This is a genomic window from Streptosporangium sp. NPDC023825, from assembly GCF_040639575.1.
GTDB lineage: Bacteria > Actinomycetota > Actinomycetes > Streptosporangiales > Streptosporangiaceae > Streptosporangium.
In genome coordinates this window covers 1-26,040 of record NZ_JBFAAE010000089.1, presented here as the reverse complement: position 1 = coordinate 26,040, position 26,040 = coordinate 1, and the positions used below count along the sequence as shown (strand labels likewise).

General features: G+C 70.0%; 22 protein-coding genes and 4 pseudogenes. 15 read left to right on the top strand and 11 right to left on the bottom strand.

Annotated elements, in window-relative coordinates; all coding sequences use genetic code 11:
• Positions 1-908, top strand: a 908-nt coding sequence (locus AB0G15_RS40455) for an NB-ARC domain-containing protein (RefSeq protein ID WP_362850727.1), incomplete at its 5' end; no start/stop codon positions are given.
• A 2-nt stretch (positions 909-910) separates the two neighbouring features.
• The gene (locus AB0G15_RS40450; RefSeq protein ID WP_362850725.1) at positions 911-1,714 is read left to right on the top strand and encodes a tetratricopeptide repeat protein; all 804 of its coding nucleotides are present in this window, start codon (positions 911-913) and stop codon (positions 1,712-1,714) included.
• Here AB0G15_RS40450 and AB0G15_RS40445 read toward each other — a convergent pair.
• Both AB0G15_RS40445 and AB0G15_RS40440 read right to left on the bottom strand, forming a co-directional pair.
• Entirely contained in the window at positions 1,669-2,517 is an 849-nt protein-coding gene (locus AB0G15_RS40445) for an SGNH/GDSL hydrolase family protein (RefSeq protein ID WP_362850723.1), read from the bottom strand. The genes AB0G15_RS40450 and AB0G15_RS40445 overlap by 46 nt on opposite strands.
• Positions 2,518-3,339: 822 nt before the next feature.
• Positions 3,340-4,361: pseudogene (locus AB0G15_RS40440) on the bottom strand (IS5 family transposase).
• A gap of 511 nt (positions 4,362-4,872) precedes the next feature.
• On the opposite strand from AB0G15_RS40440, the gene AB0G15_RS40435 reads away from it, so the two are divergent.
• Both AB0G15_RS40435 and AB0G15_RS40430 read left to right on the top strand, forming a co-directional pair.
• Positions 4,873-6,081 (top strand): hypothetical protein, encoded by a 1,209-nt coding sequence (locus AB0G15_RS40435; RefSeq protein ID WP_362850721.1) that lies wholly within the window; start codon positions 4,873-4,875, stop codon positions 6,079-6,081.
• A gap of 559 nt (positions 6,082-6,640) precedes the next feature.
• Positions 6,641-7,648 carry an RNA polymerase subunit sigma-70 gene (locus AB0G15_RS40430; RefSeq protein WP_362850720.1) on the top strand — a complete coding sequence of 336 codons (1,008 nt, stop codon included), beginning with the start codon at positions 6,641-6,643 and terminating at the stop codon, positions 7,646-7,648.
• A 197-nt stretch (positions 7,649-7,845) separates the two neighbouring features.
• Here AB0G15_RS40430 and AB0G15_RS40425 read toward each other — a convergent pair whose 3' ends face one another.
• Positions 7,846-8,430 (bottom strand): dihydrofolate reductase family protein, encoded by a 585-nt coding sequence (locus tag AB0G15_RS40425; RefSeq protein ID WP_362850719.1) that lies wholly within the window; start codon positions 8,428-8,430, stop codon positions 7,846-7,848.
• 159 nt (positions 8,431-8,589) lie between these two features.
• Positions 8,590-8,871, bottom strand: a complete 282-nt coding sequence (locus tag AB0G15_RS40420) for a hypothetical protein (RefSeq protein ID WP_362850717.1) — start codon at positions 8,869-8,871, stop codon at positions 8,590-8,592.
• Between the two features lie 295 nt (positions 8,872-9,166).
• Between AB0G15_RS40420 and AB0G15_RS40415 the strand changes: the two genes are divergently transcribed.
• A complete protein-coding gene (locus tag AB0G15_RS40415; RefSeq protein WP_362850715.1) occupies positions 9,167-10,039 on the top strand; it encodes a DUF4232 domain-containing protein in 873 nt (290 codons plus the stop codon).
• Positions 10,040-10,287: 248 nt separating this feature from the next.
• Here the strand turns inward: AB0G15_RS40415 and AB0G15_RS40410 are convergent, their stop codons facing one another.
• Complete coding sequence (locus AB0G15_RS40410) at positions 10,288-10,782, bottom strand: Rrf2 family transcriptional regulator (RefSeq protein WP_362850713.1); 495 nt, start codon at positions 10,780-10,782, stop codon at positions 10,288-10,290.
• A gap of 535 nt (positions 10,783-11,317) precedes the next feature.
• Here AB0G15_RS40410 and AB0G15_RS40405 point away from each other — a divergent pair.
• The gene (locus AB0G15_RS40405) at positions 11,318-12,742 is read left to right on the top strand and encodes a cytochrome b N-terminal domain-containing protein (RefSeq protein WP_362850711.1); all 1,425 of its coding nucleotides are present in this window, start codon (positions 11,318-11,320) and stop codon (positions 12,740-12,742) included.
• 41 nt (positions 12,743-12,783) lie between these two features.
• Here AB0G15_RS40405 and sigJ (AB0G15_RS40400) read toward each other — a convergent pair whose 3' ends face one another.
• Positions 12,784-13,746: an RNA polymerase sigma factor SigJ gene (gene sigJ, locus AB0G15_RS40400; protein WP_362850709.1), complete on the bottom strand. Its 963-nt coding sequence runs from the start codon at positions 13,744-13,746 to the stop codon at positions 12,784-12,786.
• 138 nt (positions 13,747-13,884) lie between these two features.
• The gene (gene aceE / locus AB0G15_RS40395; protein WP_362850707.1) at positions 13,885-16,344 is read right to left on the bottom strand and encodes a pyruvate dehydrogenase (acetyl-transferring), homodimeric type; all 2,460 of its coding nucleotides are present in this window, start codon (positions 16,342-16,344) and stop codon (positions 13,885-13,887) included.
• A 59-nt stretch (positions 16,345-16,403) separates the two neighbouring features.
• Between aceE and AB0G15_RS40390 the strand changes: the two genes are divergently transcribed.
• Positions 16,404-17,015, top strand: a complete 612-nt coding sequence (locus tag AB0G15_RS40390; protein WP_362850705.1) for a GntR family transcriptional regulator — start codon at positions 16,404-16,406, stop codon at positions 17,013-17,015.
• A 132-nt stretch (positions 17,016-17,147) separates the two neighbouring features.
• On the opposite strand, the gene AB0G15_RS40385 is transcribed toward AB0G15_RS40390, so the two are convergent.
• On the bottom strand, positions 17,148-17,363 hold the full coding sequence (locus AB0G15_RS40385) for a hypothetical protein (protein WP_362850703.1): 216 nt from the start codon (positions 17,361-17,363) through the stop codon (positions 17,148-17,150).
• Between the two features lie 384 nt (positions 17,364-17,747).
• On the opposite strand from AB0G15_RS40385, the gene sigJ (AB0G15_RS40380) reads away from it, so the two are divergent.
• The 3 genes from sigJ (AB0G15_RS40380) (at position 17,748) to AB0G15_RS40370 (ending at position 20,207) form a co-directional block, all read left to right on the top strand.
• Complete coding sequence (gene sigJ / locus AB0G15_RS40380) at positions 17,748-18,701, top strand: RNA polymerase sigma factor SigJ (protein WP_362850702.1); 954 nt, start codon at positions 17,748-17,750, stop codon at positions 18,699-18,701.
• Positions 18,702-19,165: 464 nt separating this feature from the next.
• Positions 19,166-19,906 (top strand): isocitrate lyase/phosphoenolpyruvate mutase family protein, encoded by a 741-nt coding sequence (locus AB0G15_RS40375; protein WP_362850701.1) that lies wholly within the window; start codon positions 19,166-19,168, stop codon positions 19,904-19,906.
• A 91-nt stretch (positions 19,907-19,997) separates the two neighbouring features.
• Positions 19,998-20,207 (top strand): hypothetical protein, encoded by a 210-nt coding sequence (locus AB0G15_RS40370; RefSeq protein ID WP_362850699.1) that lies wholly within the window; start codon positions 19,998-20,000, stop codon positions 20,205-20,207.
• A 228-nt stretch (positions 20,208-20,435) separates the two neighbouring features.
• Here AB0G15_RS40370 and AB0G15_RS40365 read toward each other — a convergent pair.
• Together AB0G15_RS40365 and AB0G15_RS40360 are read right to left on the bottom strand one after the other, a co-directional pair.
• A pseudogene (locus AB0G15_RS40365) lies at positions 20,436-20,663 on the bottom strand (hypothetical protein); the annotation flags it as partial.
• A complete protein-coding gene (locus AB0G15_RS40360) occupies positions 20,603-20,794 on the bottom strand; it encodes a hypothetical protein (protein WP_362850729.1) in 192 nt (63 codons plus the stop codon). The gene AB0G15_RS40360 and the pseudogene AB0G15_RS40365, both read right to left, overlap by 61 nt.
• On the opposite strand from AB0G15_RS40360, the gene AB0G15_RS40355 reads away from it, so the two are divergent.
• The 4 genes from AB0G15_RS40355 to AB0G15_RS40340 all read left to right on the top strand — a co-directional run bounded on the left by AB0G15_RS40355 (position 20,742) and on the right by AB0G15_RS40340 (position 23,960).
• The gene (locus AB0G15_RS40355) at positions 20,742-20,948 is read left to right on the top strand and encodes a hypothetical protein (protein ID WP_362850730.1); all 207 of its coding nucleotides are present in this window, start codon (positions 20,742-20,744) and stop codon (positions 20,946-20,948) included. The genes AB0G15_RS40360 and AB0G15_RS40355 overlap by 53 nt on opposite strands.
• Positions 20,945-21,634 carry a metal ABC transporter permease gene (locus tag AB0G15_RS40350; RefSeq protein WP_362850697.1) on the top strand — a complete coding sequence of 230 codons (690 nt, stop codon included), beginning with the start codon at positions 20,945-20,947 and terminating at the stop codon, positions 21,632-21,634. Before AB0G15_RS40355 ends, AB0G15_RS40350 begins: the two co-directional genes overlap by 4 nt.
• A gap of 155 nt (positions 21,635-21,789) precedes the next feature.
• The gene (uppS, locus tag AB0G15_RS40345; protein ID WP_362850695.1) at positions 21,790-22,545 is read left to right on the top strand and encodes a polyprenyl diphosphate synthase; all 756 of its coding nucleotides are present in this window, start codon (positions 21,790-21,792) and stop codon (positions 22,543-22,545) included.
• Complete coding sequence (locus AB0G15_RS40340; protein WP_362850693.1) at positions 22,542-23,960, top strand: EF-hand domain-containing protein; 1,419 nt, start codon at positions 22,542-22,544, stop codon at positions 23,958-23,960. Before uppS ends, AB0G15_RS40340 begins: the two co-directional genes overlap by 4 nt.
• 289 nt (positions 23,961-24,249) lie before the next feature.
• On the opposite strand, the pseudogene AB0G15_RS40335 reads toward AB0G15_RS40340, so the two are convergent.
• Positions 24,250-25,067: pseudogene (locus AB0G15_RS40335) on the bottom strand (IS3 family transposase).
• A 248-nt stretch (positions 25,068-25,315) separates the two neighbouring features.
• Between AB0G15_RS40335 and AB0G15_RS40330 the strand changes: the two are divergent.
• Positions 25,316-26,040: pseudogene (locus AB0G15_RS40330) on the top strand (hypothetical protein); the annotation flags it as partial.

The following is a 26,040-nucleotide window of genomic DNA, read 5'->3' as shown; positions in this document are numbered from 1 at the left end:
CCGCCGACCGCATCCCGGTCACATCGGCCGAGCGGAGCGCTCTGTGGCGTGCCGAGCTGGCCGACCGCCGCGTGCTGGTCGTGCTGGACAACGCCCTCGACGCCGAGCACGTGCGCCCCCTGCTGCCGGGGCGCTCCGACACCCTCGTCCTGGTCACCAGCAGGCGCCGGCTCGTCGACCTGGACGGCGCCCACGCCCTGTCGGTCGACGTGCTGGGGGAGGAGGACGCCGCCGGGCTGTTCGAGCGGATCGTGGGAGAGCGCGCCCGCCGCGAGCCCGGCGCCGTACGCGAGGTGCTGCGGCTGTGCGGGCACCTCCCGCTCGCCATCCGCATCTCGGCCGCCCGCCTCCAGCACCGCCCCCGCTGGACCGTGTCCTACCTCGCCGGCCGGCTGCGCGACCACCGCCGGCTCCTGGACGGGGTGTCGGCGGCCTTCACCCTCTCCTACGAGCACCTCGGCGAGGCCGAGCGGCGCATGTTCCGCCTGCTCGGGCTGGTGCCCGGCCGCGACATCGACCCCTGCGGCGCGGCCGCGCTGGCGGGGATCGGGGAGGAGGAGGCCGAGGAGCTTCTCGAAGGACTTCTCGACGCCCACATGCTCCTGCAGCTCGAACCCGGTCGCTACACCTTCCACGACCTGCTCCGCGAGCACGCCCGCTCGATCGCCGAGGACGACGGCGCCGTCATGCGGCTGCTCGCCTACTACCTGCACCGCTCCCGCGCGGCGATGGACCGGCTCTTTCCCGACAGCGTCGCCCAGCGCGAGGGCGTCCCCCCCCGCCGGCCACCCCGGTCGCGCCCATCCGCGACGCCGCGCAGGCGCTCGCCTGGCTCGACGCCGAACGCTCCAACATCATCGCGACCGCCGTCCACGGCCCCGAGATCTGCCTCGGCCTCCTGGCCCTGACGATGCGCCCCTTCCTCGAGCGGGCCCACCACGACGACGCGCTCACCCTGCACTCCCTGGCGCTCCAGCGCAGCCGCGCGCTCGGCGACCGCGCGGTCCAGGCGCGCGCCCTCGCCGACCTGGCGTGGACCCACTGGCGGCTCGGCGAGTACGAGCGAGCGGAGGAGCACGCCCATCAGGCCCTCGACATGTGCGAGGAGGCCCGCGAACGGGCCCTGGCGCTGCTCACGCTGGGCAACGTGGCCCTGCGGCGGCGGGACGAGCGGGCCGAGCCGTACCTCAAGCGGGCACTCGACCTCACCCGGATCGGCGCCGACACCTGGGGCGAGGCCCACGTGCTCGGCATCCTCGCCCTCGTCCTCGACCGGGCGGGCCGTCCGCAGGAGGCCCGGCGCCACCTCGACCTGGCACTGGTGCTGCACCGCAAGGTCGGCAACCTGGCGGGGGAGGCGATGACCCTCGACCAACTCGGCGTCGTCCTGCGGCGTCAGGGCGAGCTCGGCAACACCGCCGACGAGGCGGCCGCGCTCAACGGGCTGGCCGAGGCGGCCGACGACCCCGCCCGGGCGGTCGAGGAGCACACGGCCGCGCTCGCGCTCACCTCGCGCTCGGGTGCCCCGAGCGGGCCGGTGAGCACGGGCGGCTGGCCCTCAGCCTCTACCGGGAGCTCGGTGTCCCGGAGGCCGAGCAGGTCCGCGCCCTGCTGGAACGGGCCGGGGGCCCGGGGAGCCGGACCGCCCCGCCCGTACCTCATGACGGCTCACGCGTCGGGCACCGCCACCGGGGCGGCCTGGAGGACCTGGTAGGTCACCTCGGCGAGGGCCCGCTGCCCGCTGGTGCTGGGATGGAAGTAGTCCCAGGTGCTGAGCTGCCCGAGCGTGAAGGGGTAGGAGAAGACGGCGCCGCCGTCGTACCTGCACGTGCCGTACTCCGCGCAGATCCGGGCGAGCACGCCGTTGAAGTCGACGACCCGCTGCCTGACCCGGTCACGGCGCGCCTCGTCCTCGGCGGAGGTCGAACGGGGAGCGGCCAGCATCGACTGGCAGATGCCGAAGGCGGCCCAGGCCGTGCGCGCCGAGGAGCTGTCCTTGCCGACGGCCCACAGGCGCTTGATGTCGGGGATGCTGGCGACGAACACCGACGCCTGCGGGATCCCGGCCGCCAGCTCCTGCATCGCCGCCCGGAAGCGGCTCTCGAAGTCGGCGACCGAGGTCATCGACGACTCCGAGGAGGCGCACGCGTCGTTGGCGCCCATCAGGATCGTCACGTAGTCGACCCCCCGGGAGGCCGCGGTCCTCGCCTGCCCGGCGAGGTCGGCGATCTTCGCGCCCGACCGGGCGTCGTTGTAGGCGGTGAGGTCGGGGTTCTGCGTCCTGATCCGGTTGCGGTGGCTGTCGACCGAGGTGCTCGACCCCGTCGACCACGACCGGCTGGTGCAGTCGGCGAACCAGCCGCAGGCGTTGAACCCGCGGGTGATCGAGTCGCCCAGCCCCGACATGGAGCCGGGCGGCGCGACGGAGTCGGAGGTCGCTGTACCGGCGGGGACCACGGTCCAGCCGAGGACCGCGGCGATGACGAGGGCGATGCGGAGGGCATGGCGTTTGGACAAGGGGCCTACCTTTGCCAGGGGGTGTGCCGGATGTTGATCGTGCATCGCCCGGGGGCCGCCGTACATAGGGAAAACAGAAAACTTACGCCCCGGTCAAGGTCGCGGTCAGAGACGGGGCGCCAGGTTCTCCCGGCGGGCCGATCCGGCGCGGACGGCGCCGTCCGCGCCGGGCGCCACCCGGCCGTGTGCGCGTGCACGGCGGCGGCCGGCTCCTCGTGCGTCTCCGGCGGCAGCCTGTGGCCCATGCCCGCCACGGTCATCGGCCGCGCCGCCGGAGCTGTCGCGAGCCCGCACAACCCCTATCCGGAATGCGGTCCTCGTGGCTCCGTACGACGACGGAGGGCGTTCGCCGGGGCGGTGCCGTGCCGGATTTGGGGTGCCGTTAACGAACGTGTCACCAGCCGTCAACCAAGTCGATCACCCAGACCAGGCGGTCCTCCTCCTGGGGAAAGAATGAGTGCCCCGAGCCGTCATGGTCTCCACGGCACGCCGTTGACCTGCGGCTTCATGCTCATTTGGGGCTGGCGACACGTTCGTTAACGGCACCCCTATTGCCCGGCGCGTACCCGTGATCTCCTCACCCGGCAAGCGTGACCGGCCTGTGAAGAGCTCGAAGTCAGTCCGGCTGAGTGCTGGCCGTCCTTGCCGTCATCTGCGCGCCCGATCTGGAGCACGTCGGCGTGGCGGGCGGGCCCACCGATACCAAGGACGGGCTCACGGGCAAAAGCCTGCGATCGTCTGCTGCGCGTGGGTTTCGCCCTGGGCGAAGGCTTGGCCGAGCCGGTAGGCCGGGACCGCTCTAGGAGCTGTTCGGGGTTCGGATCATGTGGGTGAGGTGAGGAGTTTCAGCCACATGATCGAGCCTCGGAGGTAGAGTCCGGCTTCATAGCTTTCCGGGGTTTTGTCGTAGCGGGTGGCTAATCCGCGCCAGGTCTTGATCTTCTGGAAACAGCGTTCGACGGTGTTGCGCTGCCGGTAGCGCTCCGGATCGAAGCCGACGGGCCGCCCGCCCGCCGAACCTCTCTTCTTGTGGTTGGCCTGCTGGTCGGTCTTCTCCGGGATGACCGCGGTGATCTTTCGGCGGCGCAGGCAGGAGCGGTTGGCCTTGGAGGAGTAGGCCTTGTCCGCGGCCACTGCGGCAGGGCGGGTCCGAGGTCGGCCGACCCGGCCGGGGACGCGGATCTTGTCCAGGACGGTGACGAGTTGCGGGCAGTCGCCGGCTTGGCCGGGGGTGAGCACGAAGGCCAGCGGCAGCCCGGCCGCGTCGGCCGCGGCATGGACCTTGCTGCTCAGCCCGCCCCGGGATCGGCCGAGCCCGGCAGCCTTCGCGCGGGCCTTTCGGCGTCGCCGCGTGGCGGCACGATCAGGCGCGGGCGACGTGTCCGCGTTGTCCGCGCTGGGTGTGACCTGCGGCGCATCACCCGCAGCACCGGTGGCTGCTCCGCCAGCGGAGCCCCCTTTTCCTCGGTCAGTGCCTGTTCCAGCGCATCCAGGGTCTCCCCGGCGACCGCCAGCCCGGCCGACTCCTGATGTGCCCGCACGATCGTGGAGTCCACGCTGACCACCTCCAGCCCGACCTGCCCGCGCAAGGCGGCCTCGGCGATCAGTGCTTCCATCAATCCCTGGAACACCCCGGCCTTGGCCCAGCCGTTGAACCGGGAGTAGAGCGTGGACCACGGCCCATACCGTTCCGGCACGTCACGCCAGCCCGACCCGGTGCGAAACCGCCACAAGATCCCGTTGAACTGATCACGCACCCGCCGAGGAAGCGGCCCGGTAGCCGCCACCGGCAGACACGGCTCGATCAACGCCCACTCGGCATCCGTCACATCAAAGCGCGCCACGTCCGAGTTCTACCAGCCACGACCAGCCCACCACCGAGCCTCACATAGATCCGAACCCCAAACAGCTCCTAGGGGCCTGTCCTGCGCCGGTCGGCCGACCTGCGAGCAGTGAAGAACCTCCGCGCCCGGCGTAGCGGCGAGCTCCGCCGCCTTCTCATGGCAAGCCATTTGGGCCCTGGTTCGCCACGTCCACGCTCATCAGCGCGACCACACCTCCTGCGCAACGCCTCAGCCTGTAGCCTGCCGATGCCTCCGGCGGCGTGATGCCACCTCAGAAAAGATTTCTGTAGATGATCACCGGCAGTCGAAAAGTGCCTCTGACCTGCCTACTGACATCCCGCTGCAGATTTGCAGCAGGGATACCCCTTCATAAGATCATCCTTTCGACATTTCAGGCTTGCGATAAGGAAAGTTATCGCAAGCCTGCTTGGGTTACACCTGCTTTCCAAGTTTCGTTTCGAACGAACGAAAAGTCGATCGTTTGCGAACGGTACGATGCTACGCTTTGCGGGTGAGCGACGACCCTTCCTCCGCGACAGAGACCGTTCCGGCCCACGAGGCGAGCCCGGACGATGCCGATGCGGGGCGTATGTGCGCCCGTTCGGGGTGTGCCAACCGGCTCGAGCCGCTGGGCCGCGGTGGCCGCCGCAGCGGCCGCCCGGCCCTGTACTGCGGGGACGCCTGCCGCGCCGCCGCGCACCGCGCCCGCACCGCGGCCCATACCCCGGTGGTCGTCGAAGCGCTGCGCCGCACCGGCGCGCTGAACGGCGATCTGCTGAGCGCGGGCGAGCAGTGGAGCGCCCAGCTGGCCGCCTTCACCGAGGCGCTGACCGCCGCGACCACCGGCGCGCTCACCCAGATCGACGCCGCCGAACAGGCCGCCGAAGAGGCCCGCGCCGCCGCGGCGGCCGCCGAGCAGCGCGCCACCGAACGCGTCACCGCCGCCGACCGGCGCGCCGTCGCCGCCCACGACAGCGCCGAGGCCGCCATCGCCGCAGGTGAGAAGGCCGTGGAGAAGGCAGCCGCGGCGCAACAGCGGGCCGAGGAGTCCGAACGCGCGGCCTGGCGCACGGCCGGCGAGCACGAATCCGCCCGGGCCCGCGCCCAGCAGGACGCCACCGCGGCCGCCGAGCGCGCCGCCGCCGCCGAGCGCGCGGTCCGGCGGATCACCTCCGAGCGCGACGCCCTGCAGGCGGTCCTGGAGGCCGAACGCCGCCAGGCCGCCACCGTGGCCGCAGAACACGACCGCCGGACCGCCACCTTGGAAAACGCCCTGGCCGACCGCACCGCCGACCTCGATCAGGCGCGTACCGACCTGAACACCACCGCAGGTCGCGCCGAGCGCGCCGAGAACGCCCGGGAGAAGGCCCACCGCGAAGCTGAGGCGGCCCGCGCCGAGACCGGCCGCGTACGCGAGGAACTCACCGCGCAGCTCACCCGCCTGGAGGAAGAGCTCGCCACCGAACGTGCGGACCTGCGGCGAACCCAGTCCCAGCGCGACCAGGCACAGACCGCGACCGCGGTGGCCGACGCCCGGCTGGAAGCCCTGCGGCAGGCACTGGAACGGGCCGAGCACCGCGCCCAGGCCGCCGAACAGCGCGAAGCCACCGCTCAGCAGACGATCAGTCGCCTCCTCACCCTCCGGACACCCCCGCAGACCCCGTCAACCGAGGAGCCGGGTGACACCACGCCTCACGAGAACTTCCCTGAGCGCCCCTGAGACGCTCGTTCCTTCCGCCGCGGCGACCGCCCGACGCCGGAGAACGCCTCTGCCGACACCGCGCCGCGTCCCGTCTCGGCGCCGCGTCTCGTCTCGTCTCGTAGGAAGGTACTGTCGCATCGGTAGGCGGAGCTTTGACGGCAGCGGCTGGTGTACGCGCCCAGGGCTATCCGGTGCTCGTCGAGGACGTGCCGCGGTTGTCGCCGTTCGTGCGCCACCACATCAGCATCGACGAGCTCACCTACCCGACCTCGGCGGCAGCCACCGTCCGTTGCGTGACCCGGACGCCGAGGACGACGCGTAGGGCTTGCCGCCGGCCGGGGTCGGCCGCCGCACTGGGCGATCAGCCGGGCCGGGCATCTCCGCCCGATCTTTCCCCCGTACCACGGGGACCCCACCTCGACATCGACGGTGTGCCCGACCCGAACACGTCCCTGGATCGGCCCCGGCCCATCCGGCCTGACGAACGGCCCGGTGTCAGCGGCTTCACCGCTCAGAAATCCTCCGCTACATCGTCAGTTCTGCTAGCCCCTCGCCACCCGCGGAAGGATTGACGACCATGACCGACGCCAGACTGCCAGATGACGACGAGTCCGCGTTCATCGCGGCGGCCCGCTCAAATGACGCAGCACAGTTCGCGCTCATCACGGAGCGCTACCGCCGTGAGCTGCGGGTGCACTGCTACCGGATGCTCGCGAATTACGAGGACGCCCAGGACATGACGCAGGAGACGTTCCTGCGGGTGTGGAACAAGCGGGAGTCGTTCAAGGGCCACGCCGCGCTGCGGACCTGGCTGTACCGGATCGCGACGAACGCCTGCCTCGACTTCCTGGAGAAGCGCAACGACCGCACACCCGTGCCTGCCGAGCTGCCGGGCGCGGACTCGGAAGTGCGCTACCTGCAGCCCTACCCGGACCGGATGCTCCCGGAGGACCCGCAGGAATCGGTGGTGGCGCGGGAGACGATCGAGCTGGCGTTCATCGTCGCCGTCCAGCACCTGCCGCCGCGGCAGCGGGCGGTGTTCATCCTGCGCGACGTCCTCGGCTGGCCGGCGTCGAAGGCCGCCGGCGCCCTCGAGCTGACCGTCGCATCGGTGACCAGCGCGCTGCAGCGGGCGCGCGTGACGATGCGCGAGCAGCTGCCCGGCCGCCGCCTCGACTGGCGGAGCCCCGCCGCGCACGAGCTGTCGGATGACGAGCGCGGCGTGGTGAAGTCGTATATGGCCGCCCACGAGCGCAACGACCTCGACGGGCTGATGGCCCTGCTGCGCGACGACCTGCGCTTCGCGATGCTGCCCGAGCCGGGAACCTTGATCGTCACGGCCAAGGACGCGGTGGACGGCTGGGTCTCCCATGGGCTCTTCCAGCGCGGTTACGACGACTGGCGCTGCATCGCCACGACGGTCAACCGCATGCCTGCCGCCGTGCTGTACCTCCGCACCCCCGACGACCGGGAACACCGTTTGTTCAACATCGCGGTCCTGCACATCGTCGACGGGAAGATCGCCGAGCTCACCGGATTCGACGCCACCGACAAACCGTGGCTGGGCCTGCCCGCGACGCTGTGATCAGACAAGTCCCCGTCGGGGACGAGTCCAGCGCACGGGCAGGCGTCACCGTCGTCCTCATCTTCGGCGAGTCGGTCAACAGCTCACTCGGAACGCGAGGAAGGGCCGGGAAAAGGTTCCCTCATCGCCGAGGACCACGGTGAGCACGCCAGGAAGAATTGCAACCTGGCCTTACGAACCGAGCATTTGGCCCGTGCTCATCGCCTCGTCTCGTATCGGGTCAGCACCACGCCGCCGGGAAATGTCCGGGTCTCGACCAGGCTAAGGTTCACCCAGTTGTCCAGGGCTGTGAAGAACGGAGTGCCGCCGCCCACCAGAACCGGATGGGTGACCATCACGTACTCGTCGATCAGCCCGGCCCGCATGGCCGTCGCGGCGAGTGTGGCGCCGCCGATGTCCATGGGGCCGCCGTCGTCGGCCTTGAGCCTGGTGATCTCGGTGACCGCGTCGCCGGTGACCAGGCGGGTGTTCCCGTCGACCGTGCTGGTCGTCGAGGAGAACACCACCTTCGGCATGTCCCGCCAGCGGCCGGCGAACTCGATCACCGCCGGTGTGGCACCCGGCTGCTTGTCGGCGGTCGGCCAGTGGGAGCTCATCGCCTCCCACAGCTTGCGCCCGTACAGCGCCAGGCCCGTCGCGTCCACCCGGTCGGACCACCACTGGAACAGCTCGTCGCTCGGCGATGAGTCCGGTCCCTCCCCCCCACTCCAGCCGAGGTCGTCGCCGGTCGCGGCGATGTAGCCGTCCAGGGTCATGTTCATGCCGAAGATCAGTTTCCGCATCGTGCCAGCCTCTCGTGAGTCGATCTCACACGTACAGACGGGCGCGGCGCGGAAACCTCATCGGTGCGCGATACACAAGGCGGCGCCCTTCGGCGAGGAGGAGATGCCCGGCCCTGCTCCTCGATGGGGGTCTCTCGCCTGACCGGGCCGGCAAGGCGATCACAGGACGAGCATGAGTTTGCCGCCGGGCCGCCGGGCCGCCGGGCCGGCGGGCCGGCGGGACCGGCTGAGCTTGGCCGCCTCCTGGATCCGGTCGAGCGGGTAGGCACGGGCGACCGATACGACCAGGACGCCTTCGCCGGCCAGCCGGGCGAACTCGTCCATCCGGTCGTAGCGCATCTCGATGTGGGTGACCCCGGCGCCCAGTTCGGCCGCGGCGGCGAAGTCTGAGACGGTGAGGACGCGGTCGGGGTCCCCGGTCAGCTCGATCAGAGTCGGCACCGAGCCGCCGGCCGGGGGAGGCCGAGTCGGCGACGGGCCGTACGCAGTCGGCTGAGAACCGGCTCGCGCTGCCGTTGATGCTGAAGACGCGGCCACGGCCGATGCCGGAGTGCATTGATCACACACCTTCGGCCTCATATGATCACGCCATACGAGGCCTCGACAGCCTGTTCCCCATCGTTGCGAGCCAAGGTCTGCCGTGCGTCACGATCGGATGCGTACCACCTCCCTCGGCCTTCCCGCAGTGCTCGCTGGAGTCCTGCTCCTCACGGCGTGCGGATGGGAGGAGACCGCTGTGCGAGGCGGCGGATCGCAGGAGCCCGGCGCGGCAGACCGGCGCGGTGACCCCTCATGCGCCCCGTCCACCGGCACGCCGCCCACGTCCGGCGCTTCGGTACTTCCCGGCGGCTCCGCGGATCTGGAGAAACACGGCGTCAAGATCACTGGCCTGAGCGGACGGTCCCGAACCTGCGACCTCCTCCCGTTCTCCGCTGAGTTCCAGGTCACCAACCACGAGACCGAACCGTTCACGTACACCATCGCCTTCGAGTTCGTGTCTCGTTCCGGAGAGGCGCTGGCAGGTACGAAACAGACGGTTCCATCGGTCAGGCCCGGCCAGACCGTGAAGCGCACGGTCGACCTGGTCGGGCTTCCCTCGCAAGCGTCCGCCGGGGTGCGTGTGCGAATCGCCGAGGTCAGAAGCGTCCCGGCGGACGAGGCACCCGCCCCGGCGGGTTCCTGCCCGCCCTCCGGCATCCGCGTCACATCCGGCAACGGTGACGCCGCCATGGGGCTCCGCGTGGTGGGGCTCCGTCTGGAGAACTGTTCAACCCGCACGTACCGCCTCAACGGCTACCCGCGGCTCCAGCTCCTCGACGAGGACAGAAAGCCCGTCACCGGCGTCAAGGTCCTGCACGGCAGCGGCGGCATCTCCGCCGTCACCGGCTTCGACGACCCGCCTCGGGCGGTGACCCTGAAACCGGGTGAGAGCGCGTCCGCCGGCCTGCTGTGGCGCAACACCGTCACCGCCGGCACCCCCGTGAACCTGCCGTACGTCAGGGTGAACGCGAAGGCCGGTGCTCGTCCTGTGATGGTGACGCCGGAGCTCGATCTCGGCACCACCGGGAAAATCGGCGTCAGCCCGTGGAGGAAGGACGAGGTTTTGTAGATCCTGGCGAAGTACCGGCTTCGACTCCGGGTCCCATCGCCGAAACCCCGGCCTGCCGGAGGCGCGGATCCTGCCGGGAACTCACGGGACGCGGTACGCCGCTGAGGGGCTGGAACCCCGGTCGAGCGGGGGCAACACCACAAGATCTTCCTCGCCGTCAACGGGTGATCGGCCCCCAGGAGATCGAGAAGGGCGCTTTCCTTCCGTGTGAAGGGCCGGGCCGGCCCGAATCGCCTGAGAGCCGCGGGCTAGGTTGCCGGTTCGGCCTCACCCGCGTCCAACCAGGTCCTGATCCCGGTCAGTGCGCCGGGGCCGAGGTCGGAGCCGACGTCGTGGGCCAGATCGGTGACGGAGATGGAGCGAAGGGCCTCCCGCCAGGCCGTCTCGGCGCCGGCCATGGCGCGGGAGACGGCACAGGACGTGGTGCAGGACTCCGGCGCGGCGGCCAGCGGGCCGCGCCGGCGGATCTCGGTGCAGACGAAGGCCGGGCCGGGCCCGTCGACGGCCTCGACGACGTCGAGCACGGTGATCAGCTCGGGGGAGCGGGTGAGGAGGTAGCCGCCCGCCTTGCCCTGGACCGAGCGGACGAGACCGGCACGCGAGAGGACCTGGAGCTGCTTGGCGAGATAGGTGGGTGAGACGTCGTGCAGTCGCGCCAGCCGCGCGGCCGGCACCGGTTCTCGTACCGTGGTCAGGACGACACAGCAGTGCAGTGCCCACTCGACCCCGCTGGACAGCTTCACGTGTTCACTCCAGTACACCCCCTGCCGGCCCGGGCGCGGTGTCCGCCGTCATCGCCGAAACCATCACATCGGCCGCGGCGACGCTCGGGCCGACCTTTCAACGTCCTTCAGAGACATCAAACCGCTGCTCCCGTTCCAGCCGACGTGACGAGGCGGATCGATGCCCGGCGGTGGACGACCCTCTCCGCGTTCTTACTCGACACGACGAGACAGGACCTCTTTTTGTGATGGTGCCGGACGGATGTCCATGATCCAGGACGGTGCGGCTCAAAGCGCCCGGTCGCCCGCTTCGGGGCGATCCCGCTGAGCGGGCCCGGTCGCGGGACCCGGCTTGACCGGCCTGCGCGGCGTGATGAGGCGTCCAGCCTCACCCTCACCTGGCGCACAGGTGCCGTCCGAGACCGGCGCGGTCGTGTCCGGCCCTCATGACGCCGGTCCGGCGGTGGTGACGCTTGTCACCGTCGTCGACGCGCCATCGCCGTCACAACCGCCGACTCTGTTTCGTCATGTGAGTAAGGCAAGGTTAGGGGCCCGAATGCTTTCCTCGACGGCCAAGCGCCGCTCATTTCAGTTCTCGCACTGGTCATTCATGTTCGCGGAGATCGCCGTCTGGTCATTCGTCGTCCTGGCGGTGACCGGGGCGATGCTGATGGTGTTCTACGACCCCGGCATGTCCCAGGTGACCTATGACGGCTCCTACGGTCCGCTACGCGGATTCCTCGTCAGCAAGGCCTTCGACTCGACCATGCATCTGAGCCTGGAGGTGCGCGGCGGCCTGCTCATCCGCCAGATCCACCACTGGGCGGCGCTCGTCTTCGTGGCGGCCGTCGTGTCGCAACTGCTGCGCATGTTCCTCACCGGCGCGTTCCGTCGCCCGCGCACCGGGCAGTGGCTGATCTGGGTGGCGCTGCTGGCGCTGGGCATGGCCGCGGGCGAGACCGGCAACGCCCTGCCCGACGACATGCTGTCGAGCGGGAGCCTGTGGCTGATCATGTCGGTCGCGCAGTCCGTCCCCGTGGTCGGAACCTGGGCGCTGTCGGTGCTGTTCGGCCCGGACTTCCCCGGTGACAGGGTCGTTTCGGTCATGTACGGGGGGCACCTGCTGATCGCGGTCGTCGTGGCCGCGCTGCTGATCGCCCGTGAACTGCTGGTGCGGCGGCACGGCCACTCCCGGTTCGTCGCCTCGCTGCCGGCGCGGCGGAGCGCACGCCCGATGATGGCGCTCGCGACGATCGGCATGCTGATCATCCTCGGGTTCGGCTTCCAGATCGCCCCTGTGTGGCTGTACGGCCCCGCCAAGCCGACGCAGATCTCGGCGGGCTCGGTTCCCGACTGGTACATGGGGTTCCTCGACGGTGCCCTCCGGATCATGCCCGGGTGGGAACTCACCATCGGGGACCACACGCTCAGTCTCGCGGTCCTCGTCCCCACACTGGTGATACCCGGGGTCTTCCTCACCGTCCTGGCCGCCTACCCGGCGGCCGAGCGCTCCCTCGTCTCGCGACGCGGCCGCCGCGAAGCGCTGGGCCGGCCCAGGACCACGAGCCGTACGGCCCGCGGGACGCTCGCGCACGGCCTGCTCGATCGGCCACGCGAGACGCCGGTGAAGACGGCCGTCGCGGTCGCCGGCGTCACGTTCTACGGCCTGCTGTGGGCGGCCGCGGCCAACGACCAGATCTCTCATCGGTTCCACCTCACCCTCGAGGCTGTGACGATCTTCTTCAGGTTCGCCGTGGTCGCCGGCCCCGTCATCGCCTTCGTCGTCACCCGGCGGATCTGCCTCGCACTGCAGCAGACGGACCGCCACGTGGCCGAGCACGGCGTGGAGACCGGGATCATCACACGATCCCCGGACGGCGGATACCACGAACGGTCGGCTCACCTCCCGGGGCCACGGCTCACGCCGGCCGTACCGGCACCGGATCCAGGACTCCGTCGCGGACCTGATCCGCACGCCTGAGCAGCCGCTGCGTGCGGCCTGAAGCCGGCGGCACGCTCCGGCTACGAGCCTGAAGGAAGGCCGCGTGTCGTTCGGCCGGCGCCCTGGCCGGTCCAGGCGTGCAGCTTGTCGGGGTTGACGACCATCCACATCCGGGTGAGCACCTCGCCGCGGGTTTCGGTCGCGATCACCGCCACGGTGACGCCGCCCCTGCGGATGACGGCACCGGGCCGTCCGTTGACGTCCTCTCCGCTGAATTCCATACCCGGTTGCTTGCGTAGCAGGCCGAGGAACAGACGGGCCGCCTTCTGGGCGCCGACGACCGGGCGCAGGGCGGCGTGCGCCCTGCCCCCGCCGTCGGAATGAACGACCACGCCGTGATCCAGCGTGGCGACCAGAGCGTTGATGTCCCCGCTCTCGCAGGCCCGCCTGAACGCGGAGATGACCTCGCGGTGCCGCTCGACATCGCTCGCCGGGCGGGCCCGTTCCCCGGCCAGCCTGCGTCGTGCGCTGACGGCGAGCTGGCGGCAGGCCGCCGGGCTGCGGCCGGCCACCTCGGCTATCTCGGTGAACGGCATGCCGAAGACGTCGTGCAGCACGAACACGACACGTTCGGCGGGTGTGATCGTCTCCAGCACCGTCAGCATGCCCATGCTGACGGACTCCCGCAGCGTCATCCGGTCGGCAGGGTCGTCGACCAGGCCGGCGGCGCTGGTCCAGGCGCCGTGGTCGCGCAGAGGCTCGGGGATCCACTCACCCACGTAGTGTTCGCGCCGCACCCTGGCCGACATCAGGTGATCCAGGCAAATCCGGCTCGTCACCCTGCTCAGCCACGCGATGGGCGACCTGATGTCGCGCCGCTCCCGCTCGGCCATCGCGTACCAGCGTGAATACGCCTCCTGCACGACGTCCTCGGCGTCGTGCAGGGAACCGAGCATCCGATAGGCGAGCCCCAGCAGGGTCCGGCGCCCGGCGGGAGCCGTGTCGTCGAGGATCCGCACCCCCCGCCGTACTTCGTCTGTCATGCACCTATGACGATATGGCCGGCGCGGATGTGAGGATCCGTACCCGCCCGCTGCCGTCCTCTCACCGGAGGGGTTCCACGGGCAGGCGCGCGCTGCCGCCGGACCGCTCAAGCTCGCCTCGGCAGCCGGGCGACCGGCTCATCTCCGGTCGGCCTCCTCGACGGACTTGAGCACGGCGTCGGCGATCGAACGCGGGTCGACGCCAAAGTGCTCGCGTACGGACTCCCTGGTGCCGGAGAGGCCGAACCCGTCGGTGCCGAGGGAGGTCCACGGCCGGTCGATCCACGGGCTGATCTGATCCGGCACGGCGCGCATCCAGTCGCTGACCGCGATCACCGGGCCCTCGGTCCCGGCCAGGGCCTGCCGGAGGTAGGGCACCGCGGTGGAGGTCATCGCGTCGCGGCGCAGCTCGCTCCACGAGGTGACCGACCAGACGTCGACGCCCACGCCGTACTCCTCCTGGAGCAGCCGTTGCGCGGCCAGTGCCCAGTGGATCGCGGTGCCGCTGGCGAGCAGATGGGCCTGGCCGCCGCCGCTGGAGTACCGGTAGATGCCCTTGAGGATGCCCTCGCGCACGCCCTCGGGCATCGCGGGCTGGGGGAGCGGCTCGTTGTAGAGGGTGAGGTAGTAGAAGACGTCCTCGCCGTCGGGCCCGTACATGCGCCGGAGCCCTTCGCGCACGATCTCCGCGACCTCGTAGCCGAAGGCGGGGTCGTAGGCGAGACACGCGGGGTTGGTGGAGGCGATCAGCTGGGAGTGACCGTCGCCGTGCTGCAGCCCTTCGCCGGTCATCGTGGTCCGTCCCGCGGTGGCGCCGATCAGGAATCCGCGGCCGAGCTGGTCGGCCAGCGCCCACATCTGGTCGCCGGTCCGCTGCCAGCCGAACATCGAGTAGAAGATGTAGAACGGGATCATGGCCTCGCCGTGGGTGGCGTAGCTGGAGGCGGCGGCCGTGAACGACGCCATCGATCCCGCCTCGGTGATGCCCTCGATCAGGAGCTGGCCGTCGACCGCCTCCTGGTAGGACAGCAGCAGGTCCCGGTCGACCGATTCGTAACGCTGGCCCAGCGGCGAGTAGATCCTGGCGGTGGGGAACAGCGACTCCATGCCGAAGGTCCTGGCCTCGTCGGGCACGATGGGCACCCAGCGGCGCCCGGTCTCCGGCTCCTTCATGAGGTTCTTGACCAGGCGGACGAAGGCCATCGTGGTGGCCATCGGCTGCTTGGACCCCTTCTCCAGGGACCGGAACGGCCCTTCGGCCGGCGCCGGCAGCGGCCGGTGGGAGACGGTTCGGCGGGGGATGGGCCCGCCCAGTGCCCGGCGGCGCTCGGCCACGTAGCGGACCTCGGGCGAGTCGGCTCCGGGGTGCAGGTACGGCGGCAGGTCCGCGTCGAGCGCCTCGTCCGGCACCGGCAGCCCGAGCCGGTCGCGCAGCGCCCGGAACTCCTCCTGGGTGAGTTTCTTCATCTGGTGGTTGGCGTTGCGCGCCTCCACCCCGGCTCCGAGCGTCCACCCCTTGACGGTCTGCACGAGGATCACCGTGGGCGCGCCCCGGTGGTCGAGGGCACGGCGGTAGGCGGCGTGCACCTTGCGCGGCTCGTGGCCGGCCCGCGAGCCGCCGACGATGCGCCGCAGGTCCTCGTCGGAGTACGGCACGTCCAGCCCGTGGAACAGATGCTGCCTGATGTAGGCCCCGGTCGAGGTGGCGAAGGTCTGGAACTGCCCGTCCGGCATCTCGCTCAGCCGGGACACCAGCTCGTCCGAACCGAGCAGCCCGTCCCATTCGGCGCCCCACAGCGCCTTGACGACGTGCCAGCCCGCGCCCCTGAAGACGCCTTCGAGCTCCTGGACGATGCGGGTGTTGCCGCGCACCGGTCCGTCGAGCCGCTGCAGGTTGCAGTTGATCACGAAGGTGAGGTTGTCCAGCCCTTCGCGGGCGGCCAGGGTGAGGGCCGCCGTGGACTCGGGCTCGTCCATCTCGCCGTCGCCGAGGAAGGCCCATACGTGGCTGAGCGAGGTGTCCTTGATGCCGCGGTTGTGCAGGTAGCGGTTGAACCTGGCCTGGTAGACCGCGTTGAGCGGCCCGAGGCCCATGGACACCGTGGGGAACTGCCAGAATCCGCGCATGCTCCGCGGGTGCGGGTACGACGGCAGCCCGCCCTCGGGCTCGCGCCGGAACAGGTCGAGCTGCCCCTCGGTCAGCCGTCCCTCCAGGAACGCGCGGGCGTAGACGCCCGGGGACGCGTGGCCCTGGAAGTACACCTGGTCGTGGTCGCCGTGGAAGAAATGGTTGAACCCGACCTCGTACAGCCAGGCGGCCGAAGCATAGGTGGCCAGATGGCCGCCGAGCCCGAGCCGGCTGCCCCTGGTGATCATCGCCGCCGCGTTCCACCGGTCGTAGGCCGCGATCCGCTCCTCCAGTTCGAGGTCCCCGGGGTAGCCGGGCTCCTCCGACGTCGGCACGGTGTTGATGTACCGGCTGCTCGTGGCCAGCCGCTTCAGCAGATACTCGGCCCGTTCCGGACCTGCCGCCCGGCGGACCGCCTCCAGCGACTCCAGCCATTCCGCGGTCTCCTGCGGGTCAACGTCCTTCTCCATATCACCATTAAACACCCGATGATCGATCATCGGGTGTTTTCATCTGCCACCATGGACCTGTGAAAACTGTCACACGACTCCCGCTTCGTGATCAGATCCGGCAGGCCGTGCTCGACGGCCTCATCAGCGGCCGATGGGGGCCCGGTGACCGTGTGGTGGAACGGCGCATGGCGGTGGAGCTGGGCGTCAGCCAGGCTCCGGTGCGCGAGGCGCTGCGCGAGCTGGAGGCGCTCCGGCTCGTCGAGTCGTCGCCGCACAAGGGCGCGCGGATCCGCCGGCTCACCGTGACCGACCTGCGCGAGATCTACGAAGTGCGGGCGGGCCTGGAGGAGACGGCCGTGCGGCTGCGTCACCCGCCCGTCGAGGCGCTGCGGGTCCACCTCACCGGCCTGCACCGGGCCACGGCCGCCTCCTCCGTGGCCGACCAGGTACGTCACGGCGTCGCGTTCCACCGCGAGATCGTCGCGGCCTCGGGCAACGACGTGCTCCTGGCGGTGTGGGATTCACTCGGCATCGAGGTGTGGACACATCTGTCGATCCGGCTGTTCCGGATGCGGCCTTGCGAGAACGCCGCCGGCCACGAGCCGCTCATGGCGGCGTTCGAACGCGGGGACCCCGAAGCGGGGGCCCTGCTTCGCGACCACATCCTCGGCCACACCGTGCTCGACTGAGGCCACAGCGCCGCCGGTGCCGGCCCGGCGCCGAGCCGCACGTCCGCGGTGCGGCAGGCGAGGACCTCCCGCAGTCCGGGCAGGATGTCGTCACCGGCCTCGACCAGGGTCCGGCTCACGACAGGGTCCGGCTCACGACAGGCGGGGGAGACAGGCGCCGGCGCGGCGGCGTTCCCGGGCCGGCGTCCGGCGAACGCGCCGGTCGTCGACCTCGTTGCGCCGGGCACCGGGTACGGTGCCGCAGGGCATGCCGTCGGCCGCCCGGATCGTTTTGGAGTGGCGATCCGACACCACGTCCGCGTAACCGCCGCGCGCGAGGCGGGCTTTCCACAGTTGCGTGAGGCTCATACCCTGACGACGACGCAGGGGCCCTCCGAGTAAGGTGACGCGCGGGGATCGGCCGGCGATGTCGCGTGTGGCGGGGACGGACCTCCCCCTCCGCCGTCGACGAAGACCCCGAGTTCGATGCCGGGCCATCGCCGCCGCGTCTCGTTCCCCCGGTCAGGGCGGCCGGCATGCGCCTCGGCGCCGGCCCCGGTGCCGTGACCCGCCGCGCATGCATGGTCACGAACGGGCTGGCCGCCCTGTCCGTACACCTGCGCCGAGTCTGGACGACGCCAAAGGCTCTTTGCTCGCGAGGGAGGATGGACGTGGCGCACAGCGGCATAACTCGGGCAACGGGCGACACAGGGATTCTCCGTGGTAGGCCCACCTGGATCGCGAAGGAGTGCCGTGGTGCCACCTGACCGGCGGCAGGCCACCCCCTCCCTGCGCCCGATCTTCGACGGGCGCGGCGCTGTGACGCCCGATGATCGCGTCACCTTGGTCAACATCGCGTTCAGGATGCTCGGCTCCGCCAACGACGCCGAGGACGTCGTGCAGGAGGCCTACGCGCGGTGGTACGGCCTGTCCGACGAGGCGCGGCGCGAGATCCGGTCGCCGACCGCGTGGCTGGTGCGGGTGACCTGCAGGATCTGCCTGGACCAGCTCAATTCGGCCCGGGTACGCCGGGAGCGGTATGTGGGGGACTGGCTGCCCGATCCGCTTCCGGACGAGGCCCGGTGGACCAGCGCCGGGAAGTCCCGGCCGGGCGATCCCGCCGAGCAGGTGAGTCTCGACGACTCCGTCAGCATGGGCGTGCTCGTCATGCTGGAATCCGTCACCGCCGCCGAGCGGGTCGCCTTCGTCTTGCATGACGTCTTCGACCTGCCCTACACCGAGATCGCCGAGATCGTGGGGCGCAGTCCGGCGGCCTGCCGTCAGCTGGCCGCCTCGGCCCGGCGCCATCTGCGGTCCGACCGGCGCTGTGCGGTGACCGCCCACCAGCATCGCGACGTCGTCTCCGCGTTCAGGGTCGCCTGCGAGCACGGAGACCTCGACGGCCTGATCAGCCTGCTCGACCCCCAGGTCACCGTGCGCGCCGACGGCGGAGGAAAGGCCCGGGTGGCCCTGCGTCCGATCCTCGGCGCCCAGAAGACGGCGCGTTACTTTCTCGGCCTGCTCCGGAACAAGTTCGCCCAGGAACTCACCGAGGAGAACGTCAACGGCTGCCCCGGCCTGGTGAGCCATGTGAACGGCGAAGTCAACGGCATCGTGGCCTTCGCCGTCCACGGCGGCCGCATCACTCAGATCTGGGTGATCGTGAATCCGGACAAGCTCCATGCCTGGAGGGAGCCCGGTCCCTGAAGGTCACAACCCTCCGCAGTCCGATGGCGTCCCGCCCACGGTCGCGCGCCGGGTTCGCGACGAGCCGCGGCGCTCCCGGCGCCGCAGACCGGCATGCGCGGTCGACCCGGTCGCGGGGAAATCGTTCCGGTCACCCCCTCCCGGGTTTCGTGAATGGCGACGCATATAAGAAGGGGCATATCTCTGACGATTCAGCGGGGCGGGAATGGCCGGTCATCGGCCATTATGTCCGGCAGTTCTTCATGCGCGGCAGGATCACGAAGAACGCGGACATCGCCGCGGCCTGAACCCGAGCCTGGAGGAGCCGCGATGACCGAGCTCGTGCGGAACTCCCCTGCGGGGTTCACAGCGGCCACCCGGGCAGCGGGCCGTTGTGGCGGTAATCACATCGCGGTCCTGTCACAAACGGAGGCCCGATTTCTTCATACCTATGACGCACCGACCCCGACGACAAGGAACGGCCAATGACGAACACCCGGACCGCGCTGCTTCGCGACCTGCACAGATCCGGCGACCCGCTGATCCTGCCGAACGTGTGGGACGCGGCCTCCGCCACCGTGGTGGCCGAGGCGGGAAACCCCGCCCTGGCGACCGCCAGCGCGTCCATCGCGGCCATGCTGGGGTACGACGACCACGAGGGCGCGCCCGTGGACGAGATGCTGGACATCGCGGCCAAGATCATCCGTGCGGTGGACGTACCGGTGACCGTGGACGCCGAGGCCGGATACGGCCTGCCGCCCGCGGAGCTCGTCGAGCGGCTCACCGCCATCGGCGCGGCCGGGTTCAACTTCGAGGAGAGCGACCACCGCGCGGGCGGCCTGCTCGACGTGGACACGCAGGCCGCCCGCATCGCGGCGCTGCGGGCGGCGAGCCCCGACCTGGTGATCAACGCCCGGATCGATCTCTTCCTGACCGGTTCGCCCTCGGTGGAGGAGGTCGCCGAACGCGGCCGCCGTTACCTCGAGGCCGGCGCCGACTGCGTCTTCCCCATCCTGGCGCCCTCGGAGGAGGTGATCGCCGAACTCGTCAAAGCCATCGCCGGACCGGTCAACGTGACCTTCCTGCCCGGCATGGACCTGGGCAGGCTGGCCGCGCTCGGCGTGGCACGGGTGTCGTTCGGCCCGATGACCTACCTCACGGCCCTGGAGGCCCTCAAGTCCATGACCGGCCGGATCCGCTCGGGCCAGGACCCCTACAACGCCTGACGGCCGCGGCGAGACGCCCCGCGGACGCGACACTCGGGCACGGCCACGCTGCTCAACCACCTCCTCGCAACCGCGAAGAAGTGCGCGTGGGGTGACCGGCGACACGAGCGAGATCGGCTTCGGCTCAAGTCAGGGGCGCAACGAGGTCTTCCCGCCGCACACCGGGGAGAGGACTGTGGAGATCACCGACGACTGCGTCTGCCGCACGCTCCGCGACGATCTGCTCAAAGAAGCGGGATGGTCGGCCGCGGGATCGCGGCGGGTTGCCGCCAAACCGTGGTCTCTGGTCCGGCACGGCTGACGGTGAGAAAGCCGGGCCGACCGGGATCGCCGATCGGTCCAGATGGCGTCGTTCCACGTCCGGCCCGATCGCCACTGACCTGGTCGATTGGACTATCCCGGACCGGCCGGAAACGGTCGCGGACCACCGGCGTCTGCCGGTGGTCCGCTGGGATCTTATGACGTCGTGTCGCTTGGCGGCTGACACTGCCCGGGAAGGTGAGCCCGAGCCCGTATCTGCTCTCCGGCGTTACTCGTACTGCTCGTCGGGGGCCTCGACCCTGGTGAGGCTCTTGCCGGTCATCTGGGGGTAGATGACCCCGTTGGGCATTGTGCCGAAGGTCTGCGGGATCCAGGTGCCGGTGACCTCGACCCAGGTGTCGGCGGGCGGTGCCTGCAGTCCCCTGACCGCGACCTTCAGGGGAAAGGCGTCAGCGGCGCAGCAGGCGATCTGCATGCGGATGACATACCACTGGCCCTTCTTCTTCGCCGGTGTGACACCGCCCCCGCCATCCCGGCCACCGGCACCGCGGCGGCCGGATGCCTCGGCAGTGCCTTGGTCCAGAACGACGCCGGGACGAACGCCGTGATCGCCGCCGACAGCGCCACCCCGAAGACCAGGAACGGCAACGCCTGCACGCAGATCGCCACGAAGATCGTGGCCCACGTCTGCAACGCGGGCGCCGTCAGGTGCGGCGCGAGAGCGAGGCGGCCCACCACCAGCAGGACGACGACGAGCGCGAACCCCCACGGCAAAGAATGACTCGCGGAACCCTCACGTCCCCAGGAGTCAGGGGGAACCGGGCTCTCGTCATCGATCCGCGTGAGCAGATCTTCAACTACGACAACTACGGCGAACTGTTGTTCCTGGTTCGCAACTCTCTTGTCGCGGGAGCGATGCTGGGCCTGGTGGGTGGCATCATCGGCACCTTCGTCATGATGCGTGACCTCGCCTTCGCCGTGCACGGTGTCGCGGAGCTCTCCTTCGCCGGCGCCTCCGCGGCATTGCTGATCGGTGTGAACGTCGCCGCGGGCTCCCTGGCCGGCTCGATCGTCGCGGCGCTGATCATTGGCGCTTTGGGGGTGCGCGCCCGGGACCGCAACTCGATCATCGGGGTGCTGATGCCGTTCGGTCTCGGCCTGGGTGTGCTGTTCCTGGCCCTGTACAAGGGCCGGGCGGCGAACAAGTTCGGGCTGTTGACCGGTCAGATCGTCGCGGTCGACACGGTGCAGATGACCTGGTTGGTCACGCTGCTCAGCGTCGTGTTCGCTCTCACCTCGATGCTGGGAGGCATCCTGCTGGCACTGGGCAGCAGCATCCCGATCAGCCCGTACGTCACCACCATCTCCTTCACCATCTACCTGGCCTGCCGAGGGATCGGAGCACTGCGCACCCGTACCGGGGGTAAGCCGCGAGGAACGCCTGCGGCGCAGCCCCGGACACGGTGAAGAACTTATGGCGTGTCAGCTCGTCGTGCACGAACTCCTCCGGTAGACGTGACGAGCCGACGTGATTCAACGCTATGAAGGCCGTGATCGGCTGAACCCGCACTTCGCCGCTGTCCAACGATCGGGGCCAGCAACACCCGACACTACTTTCGGTAATGATAGAGTCACGCTTCGCCATGGAAATTATCAGCGGAGTGCCGCGTCATCTGGCTTGTGTGATGGATGGGAACGGGCGGTGGGCCACGCGGCGATCGCTGCCGCGCACCGCGGGCCACGAGGCGGCGGAGACGGCCGTGATCGACACCATCGAGGCGGCACGCTCGGCAGGTGTCAAGTGGCTGAGCCTGTACGCCTTCTCCACCGAGAACTGGCGGAGGCCTGCGGGCGAGGTCGACATCTTGATGAGACTCGTGCGCCGAGCCATCCGTAAGCACGCACCGGCGTTGCACGCGCGAGGTGTCCGGTGCAGGTTCCTCGGCATGACCGATCCGCGGATACCACCCCTGCTGGCTCAAGACATCACCGATCTGATGACTCTTACCAGTGACAACAGGCAGATGACGCTGACGATCGCCTTCGATCACGGGGGACGCCACGACATCGTGGAAGCCGCCCGTTCGCTGATCCGCGCCGCCGTACCCGCAGAGCAGGTCACCGAGGCCACCTTCGCCCGGCATCTCCCATACTCCGACACGCCGGATGTGGACCTGGTCATTCGCACCTCCGGAGAGCAACGGATCTCCAACTTCATGCTCTGGCAGGTGGCCTACGCCGAATGGGTCTTCCCGCAGGTGCTGTGGCCCGACTTTCGCGCGACTCACCTCTGGGAATGCCTTGACGCCTACCGGCGGCGCCGGCGCCGGTTCGGCGATGTCCGCCAGCCGACCACCACGACGGGAGAGGGAATTTGACGAACCAGCCCACCGCGGAGGAGACCGTCGACGTCTTCGGTCCGAACTCAATGCTGCACCGCCTCGTCAACGAGGCACGCTGGGGCCTCGCGGTGACCCGCGCCACGGTTCTGGAAGCCGCGCACCCGCAGATCGGCGCGGCGCTGATCAGTAACTCGACGTTCGTGACGCATCCGTGGCGGCGTCTGCGCAACACCGTGGTGAGCACGCAACGGCTGCTCGACCCGGATAGGCATGTTCGCAGCCGGGAAGCGGCTCGCCTCAACCGTCTGCACGCCCGCATCTCGGGCACCGATCCGCAAGGTCGCGGCTACGACGCGATGGACGCAGAAGCACGCGCCTGGGTGGTGGCGACCCTGTTCGAGTCGGCGGTGACGATGTACCGGCTGAGCGGTGAGTCGCTCGACGGGCCCGCCGTGGAACGGCTCTATACCGAGTTCCGGACGCTTCTGACCCTGCTCGAGGGTGACAGCGACCAGCTCCCCGCGACGTTGCAGGACTTCTGGCACTACTACGACGACATGATCGACCATCGTCTGGAGAGCACCGAGGCGGTGCGTGTCATCCTCTACCGGCTCTTCGCCAACGTGCCCGCACCGCCCCTGCTGCGCGGCCATCCCGCGGTGTGGGCCGCGGGCCGGGCCGTGGCAGGCCCTGTGGCCGCCGTGGTCACCATCGCGTCGCTGCCGGAATCCTTCTGCCGGCGTGCGGCCCTGCCTGACCTCCCCGGGGCGCGGGCGCTCATGCACGGGGCCTACCTGACGGCCGGATTGGCCACTCGCCTGCTTCCAGACAGCTGGGTGCACACCAGCGCGTTCATGGATCTGCTGGATCCCCGTCACGGCGATGGGGCCGGGCCGTGGGCGGACCTGCGCCGCAAGGCCGGCCAGGCCGCGGCCATGCTCAGACTCATCGCCCCCGCTCCCGAGGAGGTCAATCACGCCACACGCTCGGCTGACCGGTTCTTCGCCGAGGTCTTGGACCAGACCGGCGACGGCTACCTGGCCTGGCCCGACCTGGCCGCCATGGCCAGAGAGGTCGCGACCCGGCTCGACCTGGAGGAACAAGACGAGGAACGGCTTTACAACGCCTACGCCGCCTGGTGGGGGGAATTGCACACCAATCTCGACGCCGACGGCGACGGACGTGTCACGCGCCAGGAATACGCCGCCTCGGCCGCCTGCCTGCCCAGCTCCGGGCTGATCAAGATCGCCGAGGTGCTTTTCGATGTCACCGACGTCGACGACGACCAGATGATCGACGTCCGGGAGTATCAGACGTTGTTTCGCACGGCCTTTCACCGCGATCTGACCGGCAGGGGCGACGGCTACTCGCGCAGCGCCTTCGTCAGGCAGTTCCTGTCCTTCATGTCCGGGCAGCAGCACTCGATCGCCTACACCTCCCTCCTGTCCTAGCTGGTCGGCGTGATCGCGTTCGCTCACCGGCGGGAGCGAGATCATGGTCGCGGCCGGGGTCCTCGTCATCGTGGTGGTAGGAGGAGGTCCGGCACCGTTCGAAGGTGTCCGACGCCGCCAGACCGACGACCCAGCCGTCCCGCACGTACTCCATGCTTCAGCGGTTTCCCGGCGGCCGCATTCAAATTCCTCAGGATGTGATGTCCACGCTGTCGAGCGCCGTGTTGAATCCGCTGCTGCCGTGCCTGGTGGAGTTGCCCCGGTTCGATAGACACATCAGGGCTTGCGACTACGCGGCAGCATAGTCGAGGTCTTGGGCGTTCTTGAGCGCGTGTCGGCGTTCGTATTCGGCGGGGCTGAGCCGGCCGTTGGCGGAGTGACGGCGGCGCGGGTTGTAGAACTCGATGTAGCTGAACAGGGCCCGTTCGGCTTCTGACCTGGTGCGGAAGGTGCTCCGGTCAATCAGCTCGCACTCCAGCGAGGCGAAGAAGCCCTCGGTGATCGCATTGTCGAAGCACGTCCCGGTCCGGCCCGTCGACGGGCGGACCCTGCTCACCCCGGCCGGCCCGGCGGCACGCATCAGCCGGGCCACCCGTTTGCGGCCTACCCGGACCCCATCCAGCTCGCGCAGGCCGGCATGGATACGCGGCGCCCCGTAGATCTGATCACAGGCCTGGTGATGCCGGCGGATCTGCTCGGTCAGCTCGGTGTCACGACGGGCTCGAGTCGACGGGCCGCGCCGCTGCCGGGCCGCTGCCGGGCCGCCCAGGCGTAGTAGCCCTGGCGCGACACACCCAGCACCCGGGCCAGCAGGCAGACCTCATGGTGGTCGTTCTCCGCATGAATCAGCCGGAACTTCATCTCGGCAGATCCGTCTCCCGCGCGAAGAAAACCGCGGCCTTGCGCAAGATCTCCTTCTCCTCACGGAGAATCTTGTTCTCGCGCCGCAGCCGGGCCAGTTCGTCCTTCTCGGCGCTGGTCAGACCGTCCTGGCGGCGGCCGTCATCGAGGTCGGCCTGGCGCACCCAGGCACGGATCGACTGCGCGGAAGGCTGGAACTCCTTGGCCAGTTCCTCCGGCGTCCGTCCCGCGCACCAGCTCCACCATCTGCCGGCGAAACTCCGGCGGATAGTTGTTCGGCACAGCAGACTCCTTCTTCCGGGAGCCAGGGTTTCCCAGAGATCAGGTGTCCACCAAACCGGGCCAACTCCACTGCCTCAGACTGAGTGAGACAGGACACCTCGCGTTCGCCGGGATGACGGCCGCCACCGACACCCGGTCAGGCCGGAACGCAACGGATCTCATTTATTATTTTCTAATTTCTGGAAAATCGAAGGTGTCAGTAGGCTTCCGGCATGCAGGAGCGGGGTGCGGTGACGCCGTGCGGACACTGCGGGACGCCGATCGAGCAGCGGCCCGGGCGGGGGCGGCCGAGGGCGTACTGCGCGCAGGGGAACTGCCAGGCGGCGGCCAAGCGCGAACGCGAGATGCGGCGGGCGACGCCGGGCCTTGAGGGGGCGCTGGCCAGGGCCGAGGAGTTCTACGAGCGCATGGAGAAGGGGATGATCGCGGCGATCGCCCCGCTGGCGCAGGTGCTGTCGGAGGAGCTGAGCCCGGCCGGGGTGGAGGCCAAGGTGAGCGCGGTGCAGGCCGAGGCGCACACCCGGGTGGCGATCGCGCGCACCGAGCGCGAACAGGCCTTCGAGCAGGTACGCCTGGCGCGGGAGGCCTCCGAGCACGCCCGGCGCGAGCGGGACGCGATGGCGCGCCGGGTGGAGGAGGCCAACGCCGAACGCGACATCGCGCTGGCCGACGCCGAGACCGCCAGGGAGCAGGCGCTGGCCGCGCTGCACGAGGCGGCCAGCACCGAACGCCGGGCCAGGCAGGCCGAGCAGGAGGCCACCCGCAGGGCCCAGCGGGCCGAGGCCGCCCGGGACGCGGCACTGCGGGAGATGGCCGAACGGGTGGAGGCCGCCGAGACCGAGGCGCGCCGGGCCGAGGCGCGCGCCTTCCACGATCAGGAACGGTCCGGTCAGACGCGCGCCGACCGGGACCGGGCACTGGAGGAGACCAGGGAGGC

What these genes read in the sequence shown, in the direction of transcription:
- AB0G15_RS40405 (WP_362850711.1), top strand. Translation starts at nt 11,318, where the DNA reads ATGCTTTCCTCGACGGCCAAGCGCCGCTCATTTCAGTTCTCGCACTGG.
- AB0G15_RS40425 (WP_362850719.1), bottom strand. Translation starts at nt 8,430, where the DNA reads ATGCGGAAACTGATCTTCGGCATGAACATGACCCTGGACGGCTACATC.
- AB0G15_RS40450 (WP_362850725.1), top strand. Translation starts at nt 911, where the DNA reads ATGCGCCCCTTCCTCGAGCGGGCCCACCACGACGACGCGCTCACCCTG.
- AB0G15_RS40350 (WP_362850697.1), top strand. Translation starts at nt 20,945, where the DNA reads ATGACTCGCGGAACCCTCACGTCCCCAGGAGTCAGGGGGAACCGGGCT.
- sigJ (WP_362850709.1), bottom strand. Translation starts at nt 13,746, where the DNA reads ATGACAGACGAAGTACGGCGGGGGGTGCGGATCCTCGACGACACGGCT.
- AB0G15_RS40375 (WP_362850701.1), top strand. Translation starts at nt 19,166, where the DNA reads ATGACGAACACCCGGACCGCGCTGCTTCGCGACCTGCACAGATCCGGC.
- uppS (WP_362850695.1), top strand. Translation starts at nt 21,790, where the DNA reads ATGATAGAGTCACGCTTCGCCATGGAAATTATCAGCGGAGTGCCGCGT.
- AB0G15_RS40385 (WP_362850703.1), bottom strand. Translation starts at nt 17,363, where the DNA reads ATGAGCCTCACGCAACTGTGGAAAGCCCGCCTCGCGCGCGGCGGTTAC.
- AB0G15_RS40430 (WP_362850720.1), top strand. Translation starts at nt 6,641, where the DNA reads ATGACCGACGCCAGACTGCCAGATGACGACGAGTCCGCGTTCATCGCG.
- aceE (WP_362850707.1), bottom strand. Translation starts at nt 16,344, where the DNA reads ATGGAGAAGGACGTTGACCCGCAGGAGACCGCGGAATGGCTGGAGTCG.